Genomic DNA, 16,853 nt, shown 5'->3' on the forward strand with positions numbered 1-16,853 from the left:
GATGAATAATAATGAGACAAGAAATTTCACTGACAGTAACAGACAAAGCCAAAGCGGAGTTTCAACGGGGAATGCCGTTGATTTCGAAAGAGGCACTTGAAAATGCAGATAGCCTGATTACAGAAGGCGCTATTGTGAGCTTGGTTGATAAGCAAGGCAAGTTTTTGGCGAAAGGTTATTACGGCAAACAGAACAAAGGTTACGGCTGGGTGCTGACGCGCAATAAAGATGAAGCAATTGGACAAGGGTTTATAGAGCGGACACTTACAGCTGCTATTGCCGAACGGCAAAACTTTTTCCGCAATCCAAACACCACCGCGTTTCGGGTATTCAACGGAGAAGGCGATGGATTCGGCGGTTTGGCAATCGATTATTACGATGGCTATTATTTGCTGAGCTGGTACAGCGAAGGCGTTTATACCTTTAAAGATGAAGTGGTTGAAGCATTACAGAACGTGGCAGATTTTAAAGGGATTTACCAGAAAAAACGCTTTGATACGAAAGGCCAGTATATCGAAGAAGATGATTTTGTTGCAGGAGAACGCGGCGAATTTCCTTTGATTGTTAAAGAAAACAACGTAAACTTTGCTGTTTACTTGAATGACGGTGCGATGACAGGAATCTTCCTGGATCAGCGTGATGTACGGAATGCCATTAAAGAAAAGTATGCCAAAGGAAAAACGGTGTTGAATACATTTTCTTATACAGGTGCTTTTTCGGTTGCCGCAGCTTTAGGCGGAGCTGAAAAAACTACAAGTGTTGATTTAGCGAAACGCAGCTCCGCAAAAACCATTGAACAATTCAGCGTCAACGGCATTGATTATGAGAATCAGGACATTCTGGTAATGGATGTTTTCAATTATTTCAAGTACGCCAAACGCAAAGAGTTGAAGTTCGACTTAGTAGTTCTTGATCCGCCAAGTTTTGCGCGTTCCAAGAAATACACATTCAGTACAGCGAAAGACTATACAAGCTTGATGAAAGAAGCCATCGCCATCACTGAGAAGCAAGGAACTATTGTGGCGTCGACAAACAATGCTTCGTTCGGCATGAAGAAATTTAAAGGATTTATCGACAAGGCGTTCCAAGAAGAAGGGAAGAAATACCGCATCGTGGAAGAATTCACGCTTCCTTCCGATTTCCGTGTACGAAAAGAGTTTAAAGAAGGCGATTATTTAAAAGTGCTATTTGTGGAATTGGTTTAAGCAGCAGGCAACTATCTTCCTTTATAATAGAAAACACTGAGGCATCTGCGGAATTTATTCCGCAGGTGTTTTTAGCGTTAATGAATATCGAATAATGGAAAACTGCTCTATAATGGAAATATCTGAATATATTATTTCATTGGAGGCAGTTTGATGACGAAAGCAATAAGTTCCCCCTTGGCTGGAAATCCAGTTTACCCAGTAATGTTTGCTATGGGTGCTTGCCACATGTTGAATGATTCTTTGCAAGCGGTCATACCGGCAATGTTCCCGATTCTTGAAACCAACCTTGGACTAACATTTACCCAATTGGGACTGATCGCTTTTGCGCTGAATATTGTAGCTTCTGTGTTGCAGCCGGTCGTAGGGTTTATCAGTGACCGCAAGCCGATGCCTTTTGCATTGCCGCTCGGCATGGCCAGCTCATTTGTAGGAATCGCGGGGCTCGCATTTGCTCCTGAATACTGGATGATTCTGGTGTCCGTCATGTTCCTTGGGCTTGGGTCTGCCATTTTCCATCCGGAAGGCTCACGCGTTTCTTATATGGCTGCAGGAACAAGACGCGGGTTGTCGCAGTCAATCTATCAGGTGGGAGGGAACTCTGGCCAAGCGCTGGCTCCGTTGATCAGTGCATTTATATTAGTGCCGCTCGGGCAGCATGGCGCTGCACTTTTTTTATTTGTTGCGGCTATCGGCATATTCATCCTTTCGAAAATTTCAGCATGGTATAAGAGCCAGTTGGCCAAGGAGAAATTGCAAAAAGGCAAAAGAGCCATTTTATCTTCGCTGCCGGAATTGACGAAAAAACAAGTAGGAATAGCGCTGGCTTTATTGATGATTATCATTTTTGCCCGGTCTTTCTATGTGACTAACATGACGAGTTTTTATATTTTCCATTTGATGGAGTCATATGGACTGACCATCCAGACGGGACAGCTTTATATTTTCTTGTTTTTAGCAGTAGGTGCGGCAGGAACATTTTTTGGAGGGCCGATGGCGGATAAAGTCGGACGGAAAAATGTCATTGTCCTGTCGCTCTTTGTACCGATTCCGCTGGCCATTGCTTTGCCTTATGTACCTTTGTTTGCTGTCATTGTGCTGCTTGTGTTGATTGGATTTTTCATCATGCTGAGCTTTTCTGTCACTGTGGTCTATGCGCAGGAGCTGGTGCCGAGTAAAATCGGCACGATGTCCGGCCTGACTGTCGGGCTGGCATTTGGCATGGGAGCCATTGGCGGTGTGGTGATCGGCATTTTAATGGATTCTATCGGTGTTTACGAAACCATGATTGTGGTCTCATTTTTTCCTATTATTGGACTCGTCGGTTTAGGATTGCCAAAGGACCGGAAAATAACTGCTGCTTAATCTGCTGAAAAGGATGATGGACATGAACAATACAGTGCCGGAGATACCTGCTGAAATTAAAACAGAGCGCTTGCTGCTGCGCATGCCGAAACCAGGGGACGGCAAAGCAGTGAATGCCGCTATCCGTTCTTCGATCAAAGAATTGAAGCCCTGGCTGCCGTTTGCACAGCAAGTGCCTTCTGTAGAAGAGACTGAAATCGATGTGCTGGAAGCTCATATCAATTTCTTGAAACGGGAAGTCCTGCGTTATATCATTTTTAACAAAGAAACCGGGGAATTTATCGGTTCCACTGGTTTTCATGCGATTGAATGGGACATTCCAAAAATGGAAATCGGTTACTGGATTGAGACGAGATGGAGCGGTTTTGGCTACATGGCAGAAGCGGTATCTGCTCTGTCTGAACTGGCGCTGGATGATTTTGGCTGCAAGCGCCTGGAAATCAGATGCGACGCAGAAAATGTCAAAAGCCGGACAATTCCTGAAAATCTCGGGTTTGTGCTGGAAGGCGTCCTCCACAACGACGAGTTATCAGTAGATGGCAAAAACCTGACCGATACATGCATTTACGCGAAGTTCAGTTAAGCATTAAAGAAAGCGGGAATTTAATTTTTTTCGAATGGAGCTTTCAATTATGGAAAAACAACAAACAACAATGGGATTGAAAGCATTTGTTTCACTTATCCTGTCGTTGAAGATACCAAAATGGGCGCTGGTCACCGGCTTAGCGTCAAGCGTTATTACAACTTTAGTAGGGTTGGCAGTGCCGCTTTTAACAAGGGATTTAGTGGATGGTTTTTCAGTGGATTGGATCAGTCCATGGCTCATCGGCGGTCTAGCCGCTGCATTTATCTTACAAGCGGTTATCAATGGAGTATCGATTTACTTACTGAGCATGGTAGGGCAAAAAATAGTAGCCGGGCTGAGGGACCGGATGTGGATTCATTTAATCCGCCTGCGTGTCCCATATTTCGACCAGCAAACGAGTGGGGAAACGGTCAGCCGGGTCGTCAATGACACGGGAATTGTCCGCAACTTGATCACAGATCATTTTCCACAGTTTATCACCGGCATCATTTCCATTATCGGAGCTGTCATTATCTTATTGGTGATGGATTGGAAAATGACAGTGATCATGCTTTTATCTGTGCCTGTCACTATTGCGATCATGATTCCGCTAGGGCGCCGAATGGCGAAGGTTTCGCGTAATTTACAAGATGAGACAGCAGTGTTTACTGGGCATGTCCAGCAAACATTAAGCGAAATCCGCTTAATGAAGTCTTCAACCGCCGAAGCGATAGAAGAAGACCGAGGCTTGGGCGGTATTCAAAAGCTGTTTAAAATCGGTTTGAAGGAAGCGAAAATCTATGCATTGATTGCCCCATTAATGTATACAGTCGTAATGGCGGTCATTGTCATGATTATTGGATACGGCGGCATTCGTGTAGCAGAAGGGACAATGTCGACGGGTTCTCTGGTAGCATTCCTTTTATACCTATTTCAAATCATCATGCCGATGACTACGTTTGCGTTGTTTTTTACTGAACTCCAAAAAGCAAAAGGTGCAACCGAACGAATCATCGAGATATTGGAGCTGCCGCTTGAAGAAGGCCAGGAAGGTATGGAAATCGATATCGCCAATAAACCTTTACGTGTTGAAAGCGTGGATTTTGCTTATGAAAAAGGAAATCCGGTTCTTCGTGGAATTTCTTTCGAAGCACAGCCAGGTGAAATGATTGCTTTTGCGGGGCCGAGCGGTGGTGGGAAAACAACCGTGTTTGGCTTGATTGAGCGATTTTATGAACCGGTTGCAGGAATCATTACAATTGGCGGCATTCCAATCAACGAGTTGTCAATGACTTCCTGGCGAAACCAAATCGGCTATGTGTCCCAGGAAAGTGCCATGATGGGTGGTACAATCCGTGCGAACTTAACTTACGGCTTGCCGGATGCAGACCGTATCTCGGATGAGGAATTGTGGCATGTCGCCCGTATGGCTTATGCTGAAGAATTTATTCAGGGCTTTCCAGAAGGGCTAGACACAGAAGTTGGGGAACGCGGCGTGAAATTATCCGGTGGCCAAAGGCAGCGTATTGCCATTGCCCGGGCGTTTCTCCGCAATCCGAAAATTCTCATGATGGATGAAGCAACAGCGAGCCTCGACAGCCAGTCAGAAGGAATTGTCCAGCAGGCTTTAAGCCGCTTAATGGAGGGACGCACTACGCTGGTCATTGCGCATCGGTTATCGACGATTGTCGATGCTGATAAAATTGTCTTTATTGAAAAAGGCCAAGTTACCGGTATAGGAACACACCTTGAATTAAGCCATTCCCACGAACTTTACAGCGAATTTGCGGAGCAGCAATTAACTTGAACTTTCAGCTTGACCTTGACGCTGCGTCAAGGTATAGAGTGGAGGTATCAGGAGGTGGGCGTATGGAATACACTGTTCAAAAACTGGGGAGTTTAGCAGGAGTCAGTACGAGAACATTGCGATATTACGATGAAATAGGAATACTGAAGCCGGCGAGAAAAAATTCTGCAGGTTACCGTATTTATGGCCGGAACGAAGTGGATAAGCTGCAGCAAATCCTCTTTTACCGGGAACTCGGACTCGATTTGGAAAGCATCAAAAAAATTGTCAACGACCCGGCATTTGACGGACCGGCGGCTTTGAGAAAACACTGGCAGCAGCTCCTGCAAAAACGCCGACAACTGGACCTCCTGATCAATAATGTGGAAAAAACCATTTCCGCAGCAGAAGGGAAGAGCCACATGGCTGACAAGGAAAAGTTCCAAGGTTTTAAGCAGAAATTAGTTGACGACAATGAAAAGCAATACGGTGAAGAAGTCCGTGCGAAATACGGTGATGATGTAGTCGACCGTTCCAATTCCAAAATGCTGAATATGAGCGAATCACAATACGAAGAATTCATGCGTTTGGAAAAAGAGCTGATGGAGGCACTTGCCGAAGCTTGCAAAACCGGAGACCCAGCAAGTGAAATTGCCCAAAAAACAGCAGACTTGCACAAGCAGTGGCTGACCTTCACATGGCCGTCGTACAGCAAAGAAGCACATGCGGGACTTGCCAGAATGTACGTAGACGATGAGCGCTTTGCCGCTTATTACAACAAAGTGCATCCGAACGCCACTGAATTCTTGCGGGATGCAATTTTAATTTATACTGGAGCCAATTTATAAGCGGTTCTATGATAGGCGGGTCCAGCCATTTGGCTGAACCCGCCTTTTAATGTAAAAAATTTTATTAACGGCATTTCAATCCCTTTACAAACACTTAACAGAAATTTACATATTAACAATAAAATTTTGCTGTTTGCTTTGCTATAATCAAAGTGACAAAGATAAGTGAACGGTAAATTGCTTCATTCAAAAAGGAGAGGGTTGCATGCTTGAAAAAGGAAAAGAACCAGTTGTTTCTGTCAAAGTCATGTCATTTAACATCGCTCATGGTTTGGGAATGAATGGAATAGTGGATTTGGAGAAAACGGCTGGTATTATTGAGGACTCTTGCGCCAATATTATTGCATTGCAGGAAGTCGACTGCTATTTTTCTTCCCGCAGTGCTTTTGTTGACCAGGCACGGTGGTTAAGTGAACGGCTGGGGATGCAAGTGGCATTTGGAGCAAATCTAGATTTTGAGCCGATTGCTGCGGGTGAGCCGAGACGCCAATACGGCAACGCGATTTTAAGTAAATACCCGATTAAGTATGCGGAAAATCATCAATTGACCCGAGTGCTGACAGATTTCGGAAAGAATGAACAGCGTGGTGTTTTGGAAGCAGTGATAGAAGTTAAAGGAAATTTAATCACAGTTTACAACACGCATCTTTCTTTAAAAGAGGAAGAATTGAAAGTCAGCATTGGCGAATTGATTGGCATCACTGAAAAACGTCATTTTCCCCGTATTGTGATGGGTGACTTTAATGCTCCTCCTAATGACGGGCAAATCAGAAGGCTGAATAGGCATTTTGCGGACACCTTTTTAAAAATGAAAAGAGGAGACGCTTATACGTATCCTTCTCCTTACCGAAACGCGGAAACAGGTGAAAACTTCAAACCGGTTACACGCATCGATTATGTCTTTGCAGACCCTGAACTGGATCCGGTGCAGGTAGCAGTAATGGAAACCGATACATCAGACCATTTGCCAATTGTTGCTGACTTCATTGTTTCTACAGCAAAAACTCATGCACAAGAAGCAGCACAAACAGTCCTTCAGAAAGTTTAAGTGCGTTTCCGATTTTCTATTAAAAAAAGTTACCTGATATCTTCAGCTTTTGAATAGCTTAAATTTTTATTTGAAATGAGCACATAAATAACAGCATTTTTTGTATTATTTTGCTACAATCAATGCATCCAATAACCCTTGCCAAGGACTCGTTTCATCTTAAAAGGAGATGTTTTTTATGGAGAGAGAAAAACTCCCCCCCACCGTGCCCATAAAAGTGATGTCGTTCAACATTGCCCACGGATTAGGTATGAATAATGTCGTCGATTTGGAAAAGACAGCAAGTGTCATTGAGCAATCAGAAGCAGAAATTGTCGGATTGCAGGAACTCGATCGGCATTTTACTGAACGCAGTGAATTTATCGATCAAGTAGACTGGCTCAGCAGCCGCCTTGGCATGTACGGCGCTTTCGGAGCCAACTTAGATTTAGAGCCAAATGAACCTGAAAGGCCCAGGCGCCAGTACGGCAACGCGGTTTTAAGCAAGCATCCGATCAAGTATGTTGAAAATCACCTCCTGACGAAAGTGGTCTCTCCGATTGCCAACAGTGAACAGCGGGGAATGCTGGAAGTTGTTCTCGAAGTAAAAGGGACATATCTTAGCTTCTTTAACACACATTTATCGTTGAAAGAAGAAGAACTCAAAGTAAGCATTGATGAAATTTTGGAGATTACAGAAAAAAGCCGTTTTCCAAAAATCATTACAGGAGATTTTAATGCGGCACCGGATCACCTGCAAATCAAAAGATTGGAAAACCATTACGATGATGTTTTCTTGAAAATGGATAAAGACAACTCTTATACGTACCCGGCTCCTTATACACATGAGGCAGATGGAGTGAAGTTAAAGCCGGTGACACGGATTGATTATATTTTTACGGATCAAAATCTGGAGCCTGCAAAGGCAACCGTAATTGAAACCGCTGTATCGGATCATTTGCCGATTGCAGCAGATCTGGTTCTGTCGAGAACGGCCAATGCGATGAAATCATCAGCACAAGCGGAACAATTAAAGTTGTTTAAATGAAATTTTATTAAGCAATTGAACTTTTACGGAGAATATTTTTCTCCACATCAAAAAACTGTAGATAGACTCAGTAAAATGAGTTTATCTACAGTTTTTTATTTCTATTCCAACAAATGTTGCTAAGGGTATGCTTTACGATTAGCGGTTGGTAATGGTTTCCGGATTCATGTCATGGTTCATCATGCGGTACGAAGCCATTTCTTCATATTTTGTGCCGGGTTTTCCATAGTTTGTGTAAGGGTCGATCGACAAGCCGCCGCGCGGTGTGAATTTGCCCCATACTTCGATATAACGGGGTTCAAGCAATTTGATTAAATCGTTCATGATGATGTTGACGACGTCTTCATGGAAATCGCCGTGGTTGCGGAAACTGAATAAATACAATTTCAGAGATTTGCTTTCCACCAATTTTTTGTCCGGGATAAAGCTGAGATAAATCGTCGCGAAATCAGGCTGTCCGGTCTGTGGGCAAAGTGAAGTAAATTCCGGACAATTGAATTTTACAAAATAATCGCGTGTATGCAAATTATCGATTGCTTCTAAAATGTCCGGGTCATATTCAAAGTTATACTTCGTATTTTGATTGCCGAGCAGCGACAAATGGTCTAATGTGTCTTCGTTTCTTCCTGCCATAGGTAAAGGCCTCCTTCAAGTATACGGCTTAAGAGAGGACGTATAAAAAACAGGAAAAGAAAAAGCCAAATCGCATGTGGATTCGGCTGAATTTCGTCAATCCATAGTTTTTTATAGAGGGTATAATGCTATGAACCTCTCCCGTCACCGGGTTATTTATTTTTTACTAACCTCACTTATAGTAAAAGACTTTCCGTTCACTGTCAATTCTCTTCTTTTTCCAAAAAAGTGCCGCAATCAAAGGAGGCATTGTTACTCCTGAAAGAAAAAATCAATTTCTCGTGATAAAGGTATGGACAATACATTAGCATTAATGACGGAAAGTTATCGATTCATCCGGAATCGTGCGATAGAACTGAAGTCGGACATTTTCCAAACGCGATTGCTTGGCCAGACAACGATTTGCATGGTTGGAGAAAAAGCCAAACAGACGATGGATGATGAAGGGCATAAGCACGGTAAGCAGCTTTTTATATCGCTTATGACGCCTCGGCAGCTGCAGCTATTTACCTTTACGTCTTTTACATATCACCCTTTTTGGGATGCCCGGTTTAACAGACGAATTGATGAAGCATCGATTAGAGGATTATTTGCTCAACTTGCTTGATCGTTTTGACGATTATTGATGCGATACAAGGGCGCTGCATTTCATCAGGTTTGATTTCTCTGAAAAAGGAAATATACAGAACAAGCAAGTTTTTAAGGAGGAACCCGGATGACTGAGGAACAATTGAAGCAATTGAAAGACCAATTGATTAAACAAAAGAATTCTCTTGAAGGACGGATGGAGCATACGGAAGAGTTTGATACAACCGAACTGTCTAATTATGATAATCACCCAGCCGATAATGCAACGGACTTATTTGATCAGGAACGCGGTCTCGCGTTAAACCAATTTAAAGAAAACGAATTGGATGATACAAATGCTGCTCTTGAGGCAATTGAGAACGGGACTTACGGCAAATGCACAGTGTGCGGCAAAGAAATCCCGTACGAGCGTTTAGAAGTATTGCCGACTGCTTTAACTTGTGTTGATCATGCTCAGCAAGATACTGATATGACGTCACGTCCTCCCGAGGAAGATGTGTTAAGAGGATCCACGAGCCAGCCAGTGGAAAAAGAAGACAGCAGGCTTCGGGATGATGCGGATTCATTTCAGGAAGTCGAAGATTTTGGTTCTTCGGACAGTCCACAGGACCAGCCTGGCAAAGATGAAGATATGGAAGATTTCTACGAAGAAAAAGGTTGATCCTCAACCCTATGCTTTTCCAAGCATGGGGTTTTCTTTGGCTAAAATACGATTGACCTTGGATTGTCAGATGCCTGCAGTAAAAGAAATGACAGATAGGGAGCGAAGGTATTGGAGGGATTAGAGAAGGAAATCTTTAAATTGGAATGCAGCCACCTTCAACCGGATGTCCGGGTTTCAAAACAAAAACTTGGAGAAGTGCTCGATGAGGAATTTTTTGAGTTTGGGAGTTCAGGGAAAGTCTGGAGGCGGAGGGATTATGACACAAATCATCCGTTAACCCCGGACCGGATGGAGATTTCAGAATTTGCCTTGCATATTCTGGGACCAGAAGCTGTACTAACAACGTACCGCCTCCAAAATCACACAAGCGGAAAAGTATCTCTTCGCAGTTCCATTTGGAAAAATCGGGGAAGTGGCTGGAAGCTGTTTTTTCATCAAGGAACGCTTTCAGAATGAAAGTGTTTATGCTGAAGAAAAAGAGGATATGGAATAACTAGTACTTTTTAAAGTAAAGGAGGATTCAGATGGAACATGCGGTTGTATTATTTGATGGCGATTGTAATTTCTGTGATAGCAGTGTCCAGTTCATCATAAACCATGATCCTGCAGGATATTATCAATTTGCTTCGCTGCAAAGCGATATTGGACGGGAGCTTAGACGAAAGCATCAAGTGCCGGAGGACGTAGACAGCCTGGTATTGATACAAGACGGCAAAGCCTATGTTAAATCCGAAGGGGCATTGATGATTTCCCGCCACTTGACCGGGTTATGGAAAATGGCGTTTTATCTAAAATCATTTCCTCGTCCATTGCGCGATGGCGCTTATGATGTGGTCGCTAAAAACCGCTACAAGGTATTCGGGAAACTCAATAGCTGTATGCTGCCGCCTCCGCATATCCGAAAAAGATTTCTTGATAAACAGTAAAAGCTCTGATGCGCCTAGGCGTATCAGAGCTTTTTGTGCGTTGTGTTGCTTCCGCTGTTCATTGTCCAGTTGCAGAGCCTCACCCCTCGTCGGAAATTCTTCCAGCGCTTGTCGGAGCTAAACGGCCGCTTTCGCTTTTCCTATTCAAAATTGGAAATCCGCCAGTATTGGCTCGCAATCGAACGGGACATCCACGCTAATCCTTTGCTTTCCGCTTCGTGAATTTGAAGCCATTCATTCATTTTATCGTTTTTCAAGTAAACTTCATGATTGGGTGCTTGGTCATGCAGCCCTACGATATCGTAGTGGCCATCCCGATAAAATGTTGCAGATACATCATAGTCAATATTGGGGGAAGTTGTTAAGGGATTGCCGACACTATGTTTCAGGATAACCTTAACGTTTCGTTCGTCTTCTTTCACTTTTTCCAGCTGAATGCCTTCAGAAGAAGCCACATCTGCTTTCCGGAATTTTTTCCGCCAATCGTAGGCAACGCTCATGCCCACGTCCTTTTGAAGTTCTAAGGCAGAATCCTCTTTTCCGAGTTGCAGTGAAAAATTTACTTGCGTACGGTAATGAGAGGAATCAGGAGTGAACGTTCGGTTATCTCCAGCAAAATAGCGGTTGAGCGACAACAGGTTCGGGTTGGCTAGAAATTTATCAGACAGGAAAGTGGTATAGCGGAAATCCCAGACTCTATTAAACTCCGATACGTTAACTTGTGGAGAATCAGCTAGCAATCGCTCCAGAGGGGCAATCTTTTTAGTGATCCAGAATTCTTCCATGGAAGCTGCTTCTTGCGAAGACTTAATATTAAAAAAACCAAAAAGATGGGCAGCTACCGACTTCTCTTCACTGAAACCCGTTTCAGACTTTTCCAGCGGACGCTTTGCCCGAATCCAATATGAATATTCCCGGTCCATTTCTACACCACGATCAGTAAACTGCGTTTTTTTGATCGTGTCCAAAAATTCGCCGTCCCGGTAAATTTCATACTCATCAATACCATCGATGGCTCCCCATGCCAAAATGATTTTTGAATCCGAAACAATTGTCGTAAAGGCAATTTGCTGAAGATAATTGATGCTGTCTTCCGTATGGTCTTCTGTGCTGGTTTGCATTTTGATCCGTTCTTTTACTTCTCCTTCTTCGTCAAGGCGCTCGACTGTATAGGTATACAGCTCACCACTTTGCAGGTTTTCATCTTTAAAGCTGTTTTCTATGCCAGTATAGATGGCATCTGCATCTCTTTTTACTACACAAGTATCTCCTGTACTGGACCATTTAAAGTAAATCATTGTATCTGTCTGCTGCAACAAATCAATTTCCAGGCGTTTCTCCAACGCAGCCATTGAATCATCTCCTTACAAGGGTATGTTAAGCTATACCCGGTTCTTAAAATTCCTGAACCCTTCTTTCTGATTCACGATATATTTGTTACATAATTAAAACAATAGATTAAAAAAATAAATGTATAATATAGGAAAAGAATGAAAGCAGGAGGCGTTCTCTATGACTCATCCCGCCCGTTAAATTGAATGAATGCTGGTCCTTATCGAGGGCCGGCTTTTGCTGTTGATAGATTTGCAAAGCTGCATCACAAATAGTATGTTAAAGAAAGAATATGGATAACGGATTAAAGAGAAAAAACGACAACGGGAGGTTGGGGAATGGCTTTTGCGGAAACTAAAAAAGCAGGCAGCTTTAAAAGTTTTGATGATGCGGCGGAGCAAATTTTAAAATTGCTCAGTCAACAGCTAGAAATCAATACCTTATTTATTGCGAAAAATGATGGACAGACCAATGAAATTATTAAGGCTTTGAATGCAGGTGATGAACTGGTCGTACAAGGCAGCTTATCTCCTCTGGAACAAACTTTTTGCAATTTAAGCATTGGTTTTGGAAAAGAGCCCTTGGTTATCAAAGATATTTCCAGCAACGTACGTGCCAATAAATTAGAGATTGCATCCCGTTTCGGAAGTAGGTCATTTATCGGCATACCGATTTTGTATGAAAGCGGCGAAGTCTACGGCACCATTTGCGGTCTTGACCAAGTGCCTTTTGAGTTTACGGAAGAGCATGAACAAGCATTTGCCACCATGTCGTCTTTGCTGACATATGTTTTGGAACTTGCAAAAGCGAACGAACAAATTCAATCCCTTTCATCCCCATTGGTTCCAGTTACTCAAGGAGTCGCTATTTTGCCGGTTATTGGAGAAGTGACAGCAGAGCGTGCCCAAACGATCATCGATCATGTTTTACAAAAATGTGGGGAAAATGCACTGGATTATTTAATCGTTGATGTTTCCGGTGTTTCCCAAATCAACGCTGTCGTTGGAGAGTATTTGCTGAAGCTGGTCAATATTTTAAAAATTATTGGCGTAACACCGGTGGTTACCGGCATCCAACCTTTCATGGCTTTAAAAGTGCCGCATTTTGCCACAGCTTTAAAAGGTATTATGATTGAAGCAAATCTTGAAATGGCATTGAAGCAACTTGGATTTGTGTTGATAAAAGAATGCGATAAAAAAACGAGCCGATGAGAAAACCGGCTCATTTTTTATTCTTCTTTATCAAAAAAGACATGTTTGAGCTCCCAGGTCTCATCAATTTCGAGCAAGCCGAATGAGTATTGCGGCTGCATACGCTTGTCAGTGGGAGAACCTGGATTAAACAATGTAATGCCATCTACTTCACGCATCAACGGAATATGGGAATGTCCAAAAACGATGATATCAACTTGTTCGTCTGAGAAAGCTTCAAAAGCGCGCTGTTCGGTCGTTTTCTGAATACCGTCCCCATGGATGACTCCGACTTTCACATCTCCGAAAGTAAAAATTTTTCTTTTGCCAAACCGGTCTGCTATTTCCCATGGGTCCACATTGCCTGTGACTCCGTCTGTTTCCGTGTAAGCGGCCAATTCGTGGTAGACATCCAACGTCTGCCAGTCTCCAGCATGGATGATGAAATCTGCAGTTTGGCATTCATCTGCCAAACGCTGGGGAATCTTTTTGGCGCGGGCCGGGATATGGGTATCAGAGACAATAACGATTTTTTGCATGTAAACGCCTCCCATTCTTCGACTTTCCTTCACTTTAACAAAAAATTCTGACCGCGTCTCATTCTGGATAAAAGTAAGTGGTTGTCGAAATGATTAACAGAGCGAAAAAGCGGGGAAAATAAAGAGAAACTGCAATCAGCGGGGATCTTACTGCCCGTTAAAGCGGGATAAAGAGAAACTGCAATCAGTGGGGGTTCTTCCACCCCGCTGATCTTTAAGCAAAAATAAATGAAAAAGCTTTCGATGCCAAAAAAGAGGAGGGATACAATGGTTCAGGAACGGAAAGTCACGTGTTATATAGCTATCAGTTTAGACGGATATATCGCTACAAAAGATGACTCGCTGGATTGGCTCTTCAAAGTGGAAATGGAAGGAGATGCCGGTTATGCGGAATTCATGGAGACAATTGATACGGTTGTCATGGGACGCCGCACATATGATTGGATATTGGAAATGGAAAAAGGAAAAGTTCCATATCCAGATAAAAAATGTTATGTATTTTCAAACTCGAAAAGTGGCCAGGAAGGACATGTAATTTTTACCAATGAAGATATCAGAACCTTTGTAGAAAGAGAAAAGAGCCTGCCAGGCAAAGATATCTGGGTGGTCGGAGGAGGAAATCTTCTCCATAGTTTTTTGAAGGAAAAACTGATTGATGAATTTCTGATTTCCATTGCTCCTACAATGATCGGCCAAGGCATTCCGCTTTTTCAAGAACTTGATTTTGAGACAGAATTTACATTAAAAAGCGCTCAGCAATCAGGACAGTTTACGCAAATGCATTTAGTCCGCAAGTGAAAGGGGAAATGAAGATGGTTAGCTTAAACCAAGAACCGGTTGTTAAGACGGAAATGAACATTAGAAGGCCTGTTGAAGAAGTATTTGCGGCATTTGTCGACCCTGAAATTACGACGAAATTCTGGTTTACTAAAAGCAGCGGGAAGTTGGAGTTCGGCAAGCACATCAGATGGGAATGGGAGATGTATGGTGCTTCTGCCAATGTCTATGTGAAACAAATAGAGGAAAACAAAAGCATCCTGATAGAATGGGAAGAACCTTACGGCTATTCTACTGTGCACTGGACGTTTACTCCACGTACAGCCCAGGAAACTATCGTAGAGATTACGAACTCGGGCTTTAAAGGTGATGGAGATGATATAGTTGGACAAGCCATCGACTCTATGGGAGGATTTACGATTGTGTTATGCGGATTAAAGGCCTATCTGGAACATGGCATTGTTTTAAATCTTATTGCAGATAAAGCGCCGGATGCCCATATTAAACAATAATAATTGCAATTAAGATAGAAGAAGCCACAAGAGAGGGACCATTAATAGGTCCTTTTTCTTTTGGCTTTACTTAGCGGCTGAAGAGAATGGCTCTTGCTTTAGCGATTACTTGATCTTCATCGTCGTGAATAATGCAATCAGCATGCGTCAGATTGCGCCCTTCTTTTACGGCAAAAGCCCGGGCCGTTAAAAACTCAGATTTGGCTCCTTTTAAAAAAGTGACATTCAATTCGACCGTCACCACTTTTTGCTTGCCGTTTTCATCAGGGGCTACCGTATTGCAAAGTGCTATATCTGCCAATGTGGAAATAATGCCGCCATGAATCACCCCTACACTATTAACGAATAACGGCTTAATGGGTAAGGTCACTTTAACGCTATTTTCGGCTATCCGTTCATACTTGATTTCTAGAAATTCATCAAAAGGCTGTTGGATGAACAAAGTTATTTCCCCCTCGAAACATTGTCATGGTTATTTTATTCGCTTTAATGGGGCTTGAACCCTTTTTCCTTGCAGGATCTAAGCATATTTTCTCATATTTTTTGCTAATAGAGTAGAATTTTATTCCATAAAAAAGTTACATACGACTTTTGAACTTTTATTAAATGGAAATTAAGTAGGTCTGTTGGATTTAATGTACACTATACTAAACCTATACTAGGGGAAGGGATTGTTTTAACAATTCCGCTGATAGAAGGGAGAGAAAGCATGAAAAGCATCAAAACATTAGCATTCGGATTGTTTGTTGTACTATTCTTAAGTTTTTCTCAAACAGAGGCTGAAGCACATTCACCTGATCTTCATGAAGGCTCTACTGGACAAGGAGTTACAGAACTGCAGTCAATATTGCAGAAACTCGGCTATTTACAAGTCAATCCAACAGGCTATTATGGTTCTTTGACAAAAACTGCAGTGAGCCAGTTCCAGCGCGATTTCAATGTTCCATCTACAGGGTATACGGGTTCATTGACACGCAGCAAGCTTGATCAAGTTAAAATGATGGCACGTGTAGTGCACGGAGAAGCAAGAGGCGAAAGTTACAAAGGCCAAGTAGGGGTAGCGGCAGTCATTTTGAATCGTATGGATTCGAACCAATTTCCTAACAGTGCATACAACGTCATTTTCCAGCGCAATGCTTTTACAGCAGTCAATGATGGACAGTACTGGCTTGCACCTAACGCTTCCGCTTACCAGGCAGTCCGTGATGCTTACTTAGGATGGGATCCTTCTGGAGGAGCCACGTATTACTACAATCCAGCGGGCGTCAGCGATAAGTGGATTTACTCGCGTACAGTCATTACAAAAATCGGTAAACATTATTTTGCGAAATAGAGAAAAGAGTCTTGGGATTTTCCAAGACTCTTTTTTATAGCTGGTATAATTGTGGAATAGGTGGAAATTAGCGTCAAAAGATGCAGTTGCCTTTGGAAGAAAGAGTATGCTATTTCACTGCATTGTATATAATGAAGAAGGAATCACAGAAAGGCGGAATGAAAATGGCTGAATTACACAACAATGAATTACCACCAAAAACATGCAGCGTCGAAAAATTGGTGACAAACAAAAAGGATGTAGCGAAAGTGCTGTCCGGACAAAAAACGGCAACTCGACGAAATGGACGCTACGCAGATGTTGGCGAAATAATGGTGCTGGAAGACAGAGAATTTAAAGTGGAAAATGTCTATCTGCAAACTCTTGGCGATTTAACCGATGAATTCGCCCGGCAAGAAGGGTATGACAGTGTTGAAGAATATAAGCAATCGATTCTAAAGTTTCATCCAGGTATGCCTTGGCTCCCGCATATGACCGTTTGGGTTCATGAATTTACTCCGATATTGAGGTAAGTT

Annotated in this window: 20 protein-coding genes and 1 riboswitch; of the genes, 16 read left to right on the plus strand and 4 right to left on the minus strand. The window is 42.8% G+C overall.

Translation table 11 applies throughout. The annotated features are described in order from the left end of the window. Positions 1-11 precede the first annotated feature (11 nt). From QWY16_RS01150 to QWY16_RS01180, 7 genes are all read left to right on the plus strand, one after another. A complete protein-coding gene (locus QWY16_RS01150; protein WP_300991025.1) occupies positions 12-1,205 on the plus strand; it encodes a class I SAM-dependent rRNA methyltransferase in 1,194 nt (397 codons plus the stop codon). A gap of 153 nt (positions 1,206-1,358) precedes the next feature. Beyond that, complete coding sequence (locus tag QWY16_RS01155) at positions 1,359-2,570, plus strand: MFS transporter (protein WP_300991026.1); 1,212 nt, start codon at positions 1,359-1,361, stop codon at positions 2,568-2,570. A 22-nt stretch (positions 2,571-2,592) separates the two neighbouring features. Further along, positions 2,593-3,153, plus strand: a complete 561-nt coding sequence (locus tag QWY16_RS01160) for a GNAT family N-acetyltransferase (RefSeq protein WP_300991027.1) — start codon at positions 2,593-2,595, stop codon at positions 3,151-3,153. A gap of 49 nt (positions 3,154-3,202) precedes the next feature. Next, a complete protein-coding gene (locus QWY16_RS01165) occupies positions 3,203-4,942 on the plus strand; it encodes an ABC transporter ATP-binding protein (protein ID WP_300991028.1) in 1,740 nt (579 codons plus the stop codon). A 62-nt stretch (positions 4,943-5,004) separates the two neighbouring features. Next, entirely contained in the window at positions 5,005-5,769 is a 765-nt protein-coding gene (locus QWY16_RS01170) for a MerR family transcriptional regulator (protein ID WP_300991029.1), read from the plus strand. Between the two features lie 205 nt (positions 5,770-5,974). Continuing rightward, the gene (locus QWY16_RS01175) at positions 5,975-6,817 is read left to right on the plus strand and encodes an endonuclease/exonuclease/phosphatase family protein (protein WP_300991030.1); all 843 of its coding nucleotides are present in this window, start codon (positions 5,975-5,977) and stop codon (positions 6,815-6,817) included. 178 nt (positions 6,818-6,995) lie between these two features. Beyond that, the gene (locus tag QWY16_RS01180; protein WP_300991031.1) at positions 6,996-7,844 is read left to right on the plus strand and encodes an endonuclease/exonuclease/phosphatase family protein; all 849 of its coding nucleotides are present in this window, start codon (positions 6,996-6,998) and stop codon (positions 7,842-7,844) included. A gap of 138 nt (positions 7,845-7,982) precedes the next feature. Here the strand turns inward: QWY16_RS01180 and queF are convergent, their stop codons facing one another. Next, entirely contained in the window at positions 7,983-8,477 is a 495-nt protein-coding gene (gene queF, locus QWY16_RS01185; protein WP_300991032.1) for a preQ(1) synthase, read from the minus strand. Positions 8,478-8,574: 97 nt separating this feature from the next. Continuing rightward, positions 8,575-8,622, minus strand: a riboswitch (PreQ1 riboswitch). 147 nt (positions 8,623-8,769) lie between these two features. On the opposite strand from queF, the gene QWY16_RS19350 reads away from it, so the two are divergent. The 4 genes from QWY16_RS19350 (at position 8,770) to QWY16_RS01205 (ending at position 10,655) form a co-directional block, all read left to right on the plus strand. Then, entirely contained in the window at positions 8,770-9,084 is a 315-nt protein-coding gene (locus QWY16_RS19350; RefSeq protein WP_367281331.1) for a cytochrome P450 family protein, read from the plus strand. Between the two features lie 108 nt (positions 9,085-9,192). After that, a complete protein-coding gene (locus QWY16_RS01195; RefSeq protein WP_300991033.1) occupies positions 9,193-9,726 on the plus strand; it encodes a TraR/DksA C4-type zinc finger protein in 534 nt (177 codons plus the stop codon). A 111-nt stretch (positions 9,727-9,837) separates the two neighbouring features. Beyond that, complete coding sequence (locus QWY16_RS01200) at positions 9,838-10,185, plus strand: nuclear transport factor 2 family protein (RefSeq protein ID WP_300991034.1); 348 nt, start codon at positions 9,838-9,840, stop codon at positions 10,183-10,185. Positions 10,186-10,253: 68 nt separating this feature from the next. After that, a complete protein-coding gene (locus tag QWY16_RS01205; protein WP_300991035.1) occupies positions 10,254-10,655 on the plus strand; it encodes a thiol-disulfide oxidoreductase DCC family protein in 402 nt (133 codons plus the stop codon). Positions 10,656-10,795: 140 nt separating this feature from the next. On the opposite strand, the gene QWY16_RS01210 is transcribed toward QWY16_RS01205, so the two are convergent. Continuing rightward, positions 10,796-12,007 (minus strand): DUF3238 domain-containing protein, encoded by a 1,212-nt coding sequence (locus QWY16_RS01210; RefSeq protein ID WP_300991036.1) that lies wholly within the window; start codon positions 12,005-12,007, stop codon positions 10,796-10,798. A gap of 318 nt (positions 12,008-12,325) precedes the next feature. On the opposite strand from QWY16_RS01210, the gene QWY16_RS01215 reads away from it, so the two are divergent. Beyond that, positions 12,326-13,198: a GAF domain-containing protein gene (locus tag QWY16_RS01215; RefSeq protein ID WP_300991037.1), complete on the plus strand. Its 873-nt coding sequence runs from the start codon at positions 12,326-12,328 to the stop codon at positions 13,196-13,198. Positions 13,199-13,215: 17 nt separating this feature from the next. Here QWY16_RS01215 and QWY16_RS01220 read toward each other — a convergent pair whose 3' ends face one another. After that, the gene (locus QWY16_RS01220; protein ID WP_300991038.1) at positions 13,216-13,716 is read right to left on the minus strand and encodes a metallophosphoesterase family protein; all 501 of its coding nucleotides are present in this window, start codon (positions 13,714-13,716) and stop codon (positions 13,216-13,218) included. Positions 13,717-13,983: 267 nt separating this feature from the next. Between QWY16_RS01220 and QWY16_RS01225 the strand changes: the two genes are divergently transcribed. Next, positions 13,984-14,514, plus strand: coding sequence for a dihydrofolate reductase family protein (locus QWY16_RS01225; protein ID WP_300991040.1), 531 nt, complete (start codon positions 13,984-13,986; stop codon positions 14,512-14,514). Positions 14,515-14,528: 14 nt separating this feature from the next. Further along, positions 14,529-15,005, plus strand: a complete 477-nt coding sequence (locus QWY16_RS01230; protein ID WP_300991041.1) for an SRPBCC family protein — start codon at positions 14,529-14,531, stop codon at positions 15,003-15,005. Positions 15,006-15,075: 70 nt separating this feature from the next. Here the strand turns inward: QWY16_RS01230 and QWY16_RS01235 are convergent, their stop codons facing one another. Next, a complete protein-coding gene (locus QWY16_RS01235; RefSeq protein WP_300991042.1) occupies positions 15,076-15,447 on the minus strand; it encodes a PaaI family thioesterase in 372 nt (123 codons plus the stop codon). Positions 15,448-15,714: 267 nt separating this feature from the next. Here QWY16_RS01235 and QWY16_RS01240 point away from each other — a divergent pair, with 267 nt between their 5' ends. Together QWY16_RS01240 and QWY16_RS01245 are read left to right on the plus strand one after the other, a co-directional pair. After that, positions 15,715-16,338 (plus strand): cell wall hydrolase, encoded by a 624-nt coding sequence (locus QWY16_RS01240; RefSeq protein WP_300991043.1) that lies wholly within the window; start codon positions 15,715-15,717, stop codon positions 16,336-16,338. Positions 16,339-16,502: 164 nt separating this feature from the next. Then, the gene (locus QWY16_RS01245) at positions 16,503-16,850 is read left to right on the plus strand and encodes an ASCH domain-containing protein (RefSeq protein ID WP_300991044.1); all 348 of its coding nucleotides are present in this window, start codon (positions 16,503-16,505) and stop codon (positions 16,848-16,850) included. Positions 16,851-16,853 lie beyond the last annotated feature (3 nt).

The sequence above is a fragment of the Planococcus shenhongbingii genome (genome assembly GCF_030413635.1).
GTDB lineage: Bacteria > Bacillota > Bacilli > Bacillales_A > Planococcaceae > Planococcus > Planococcus shenhongbingii.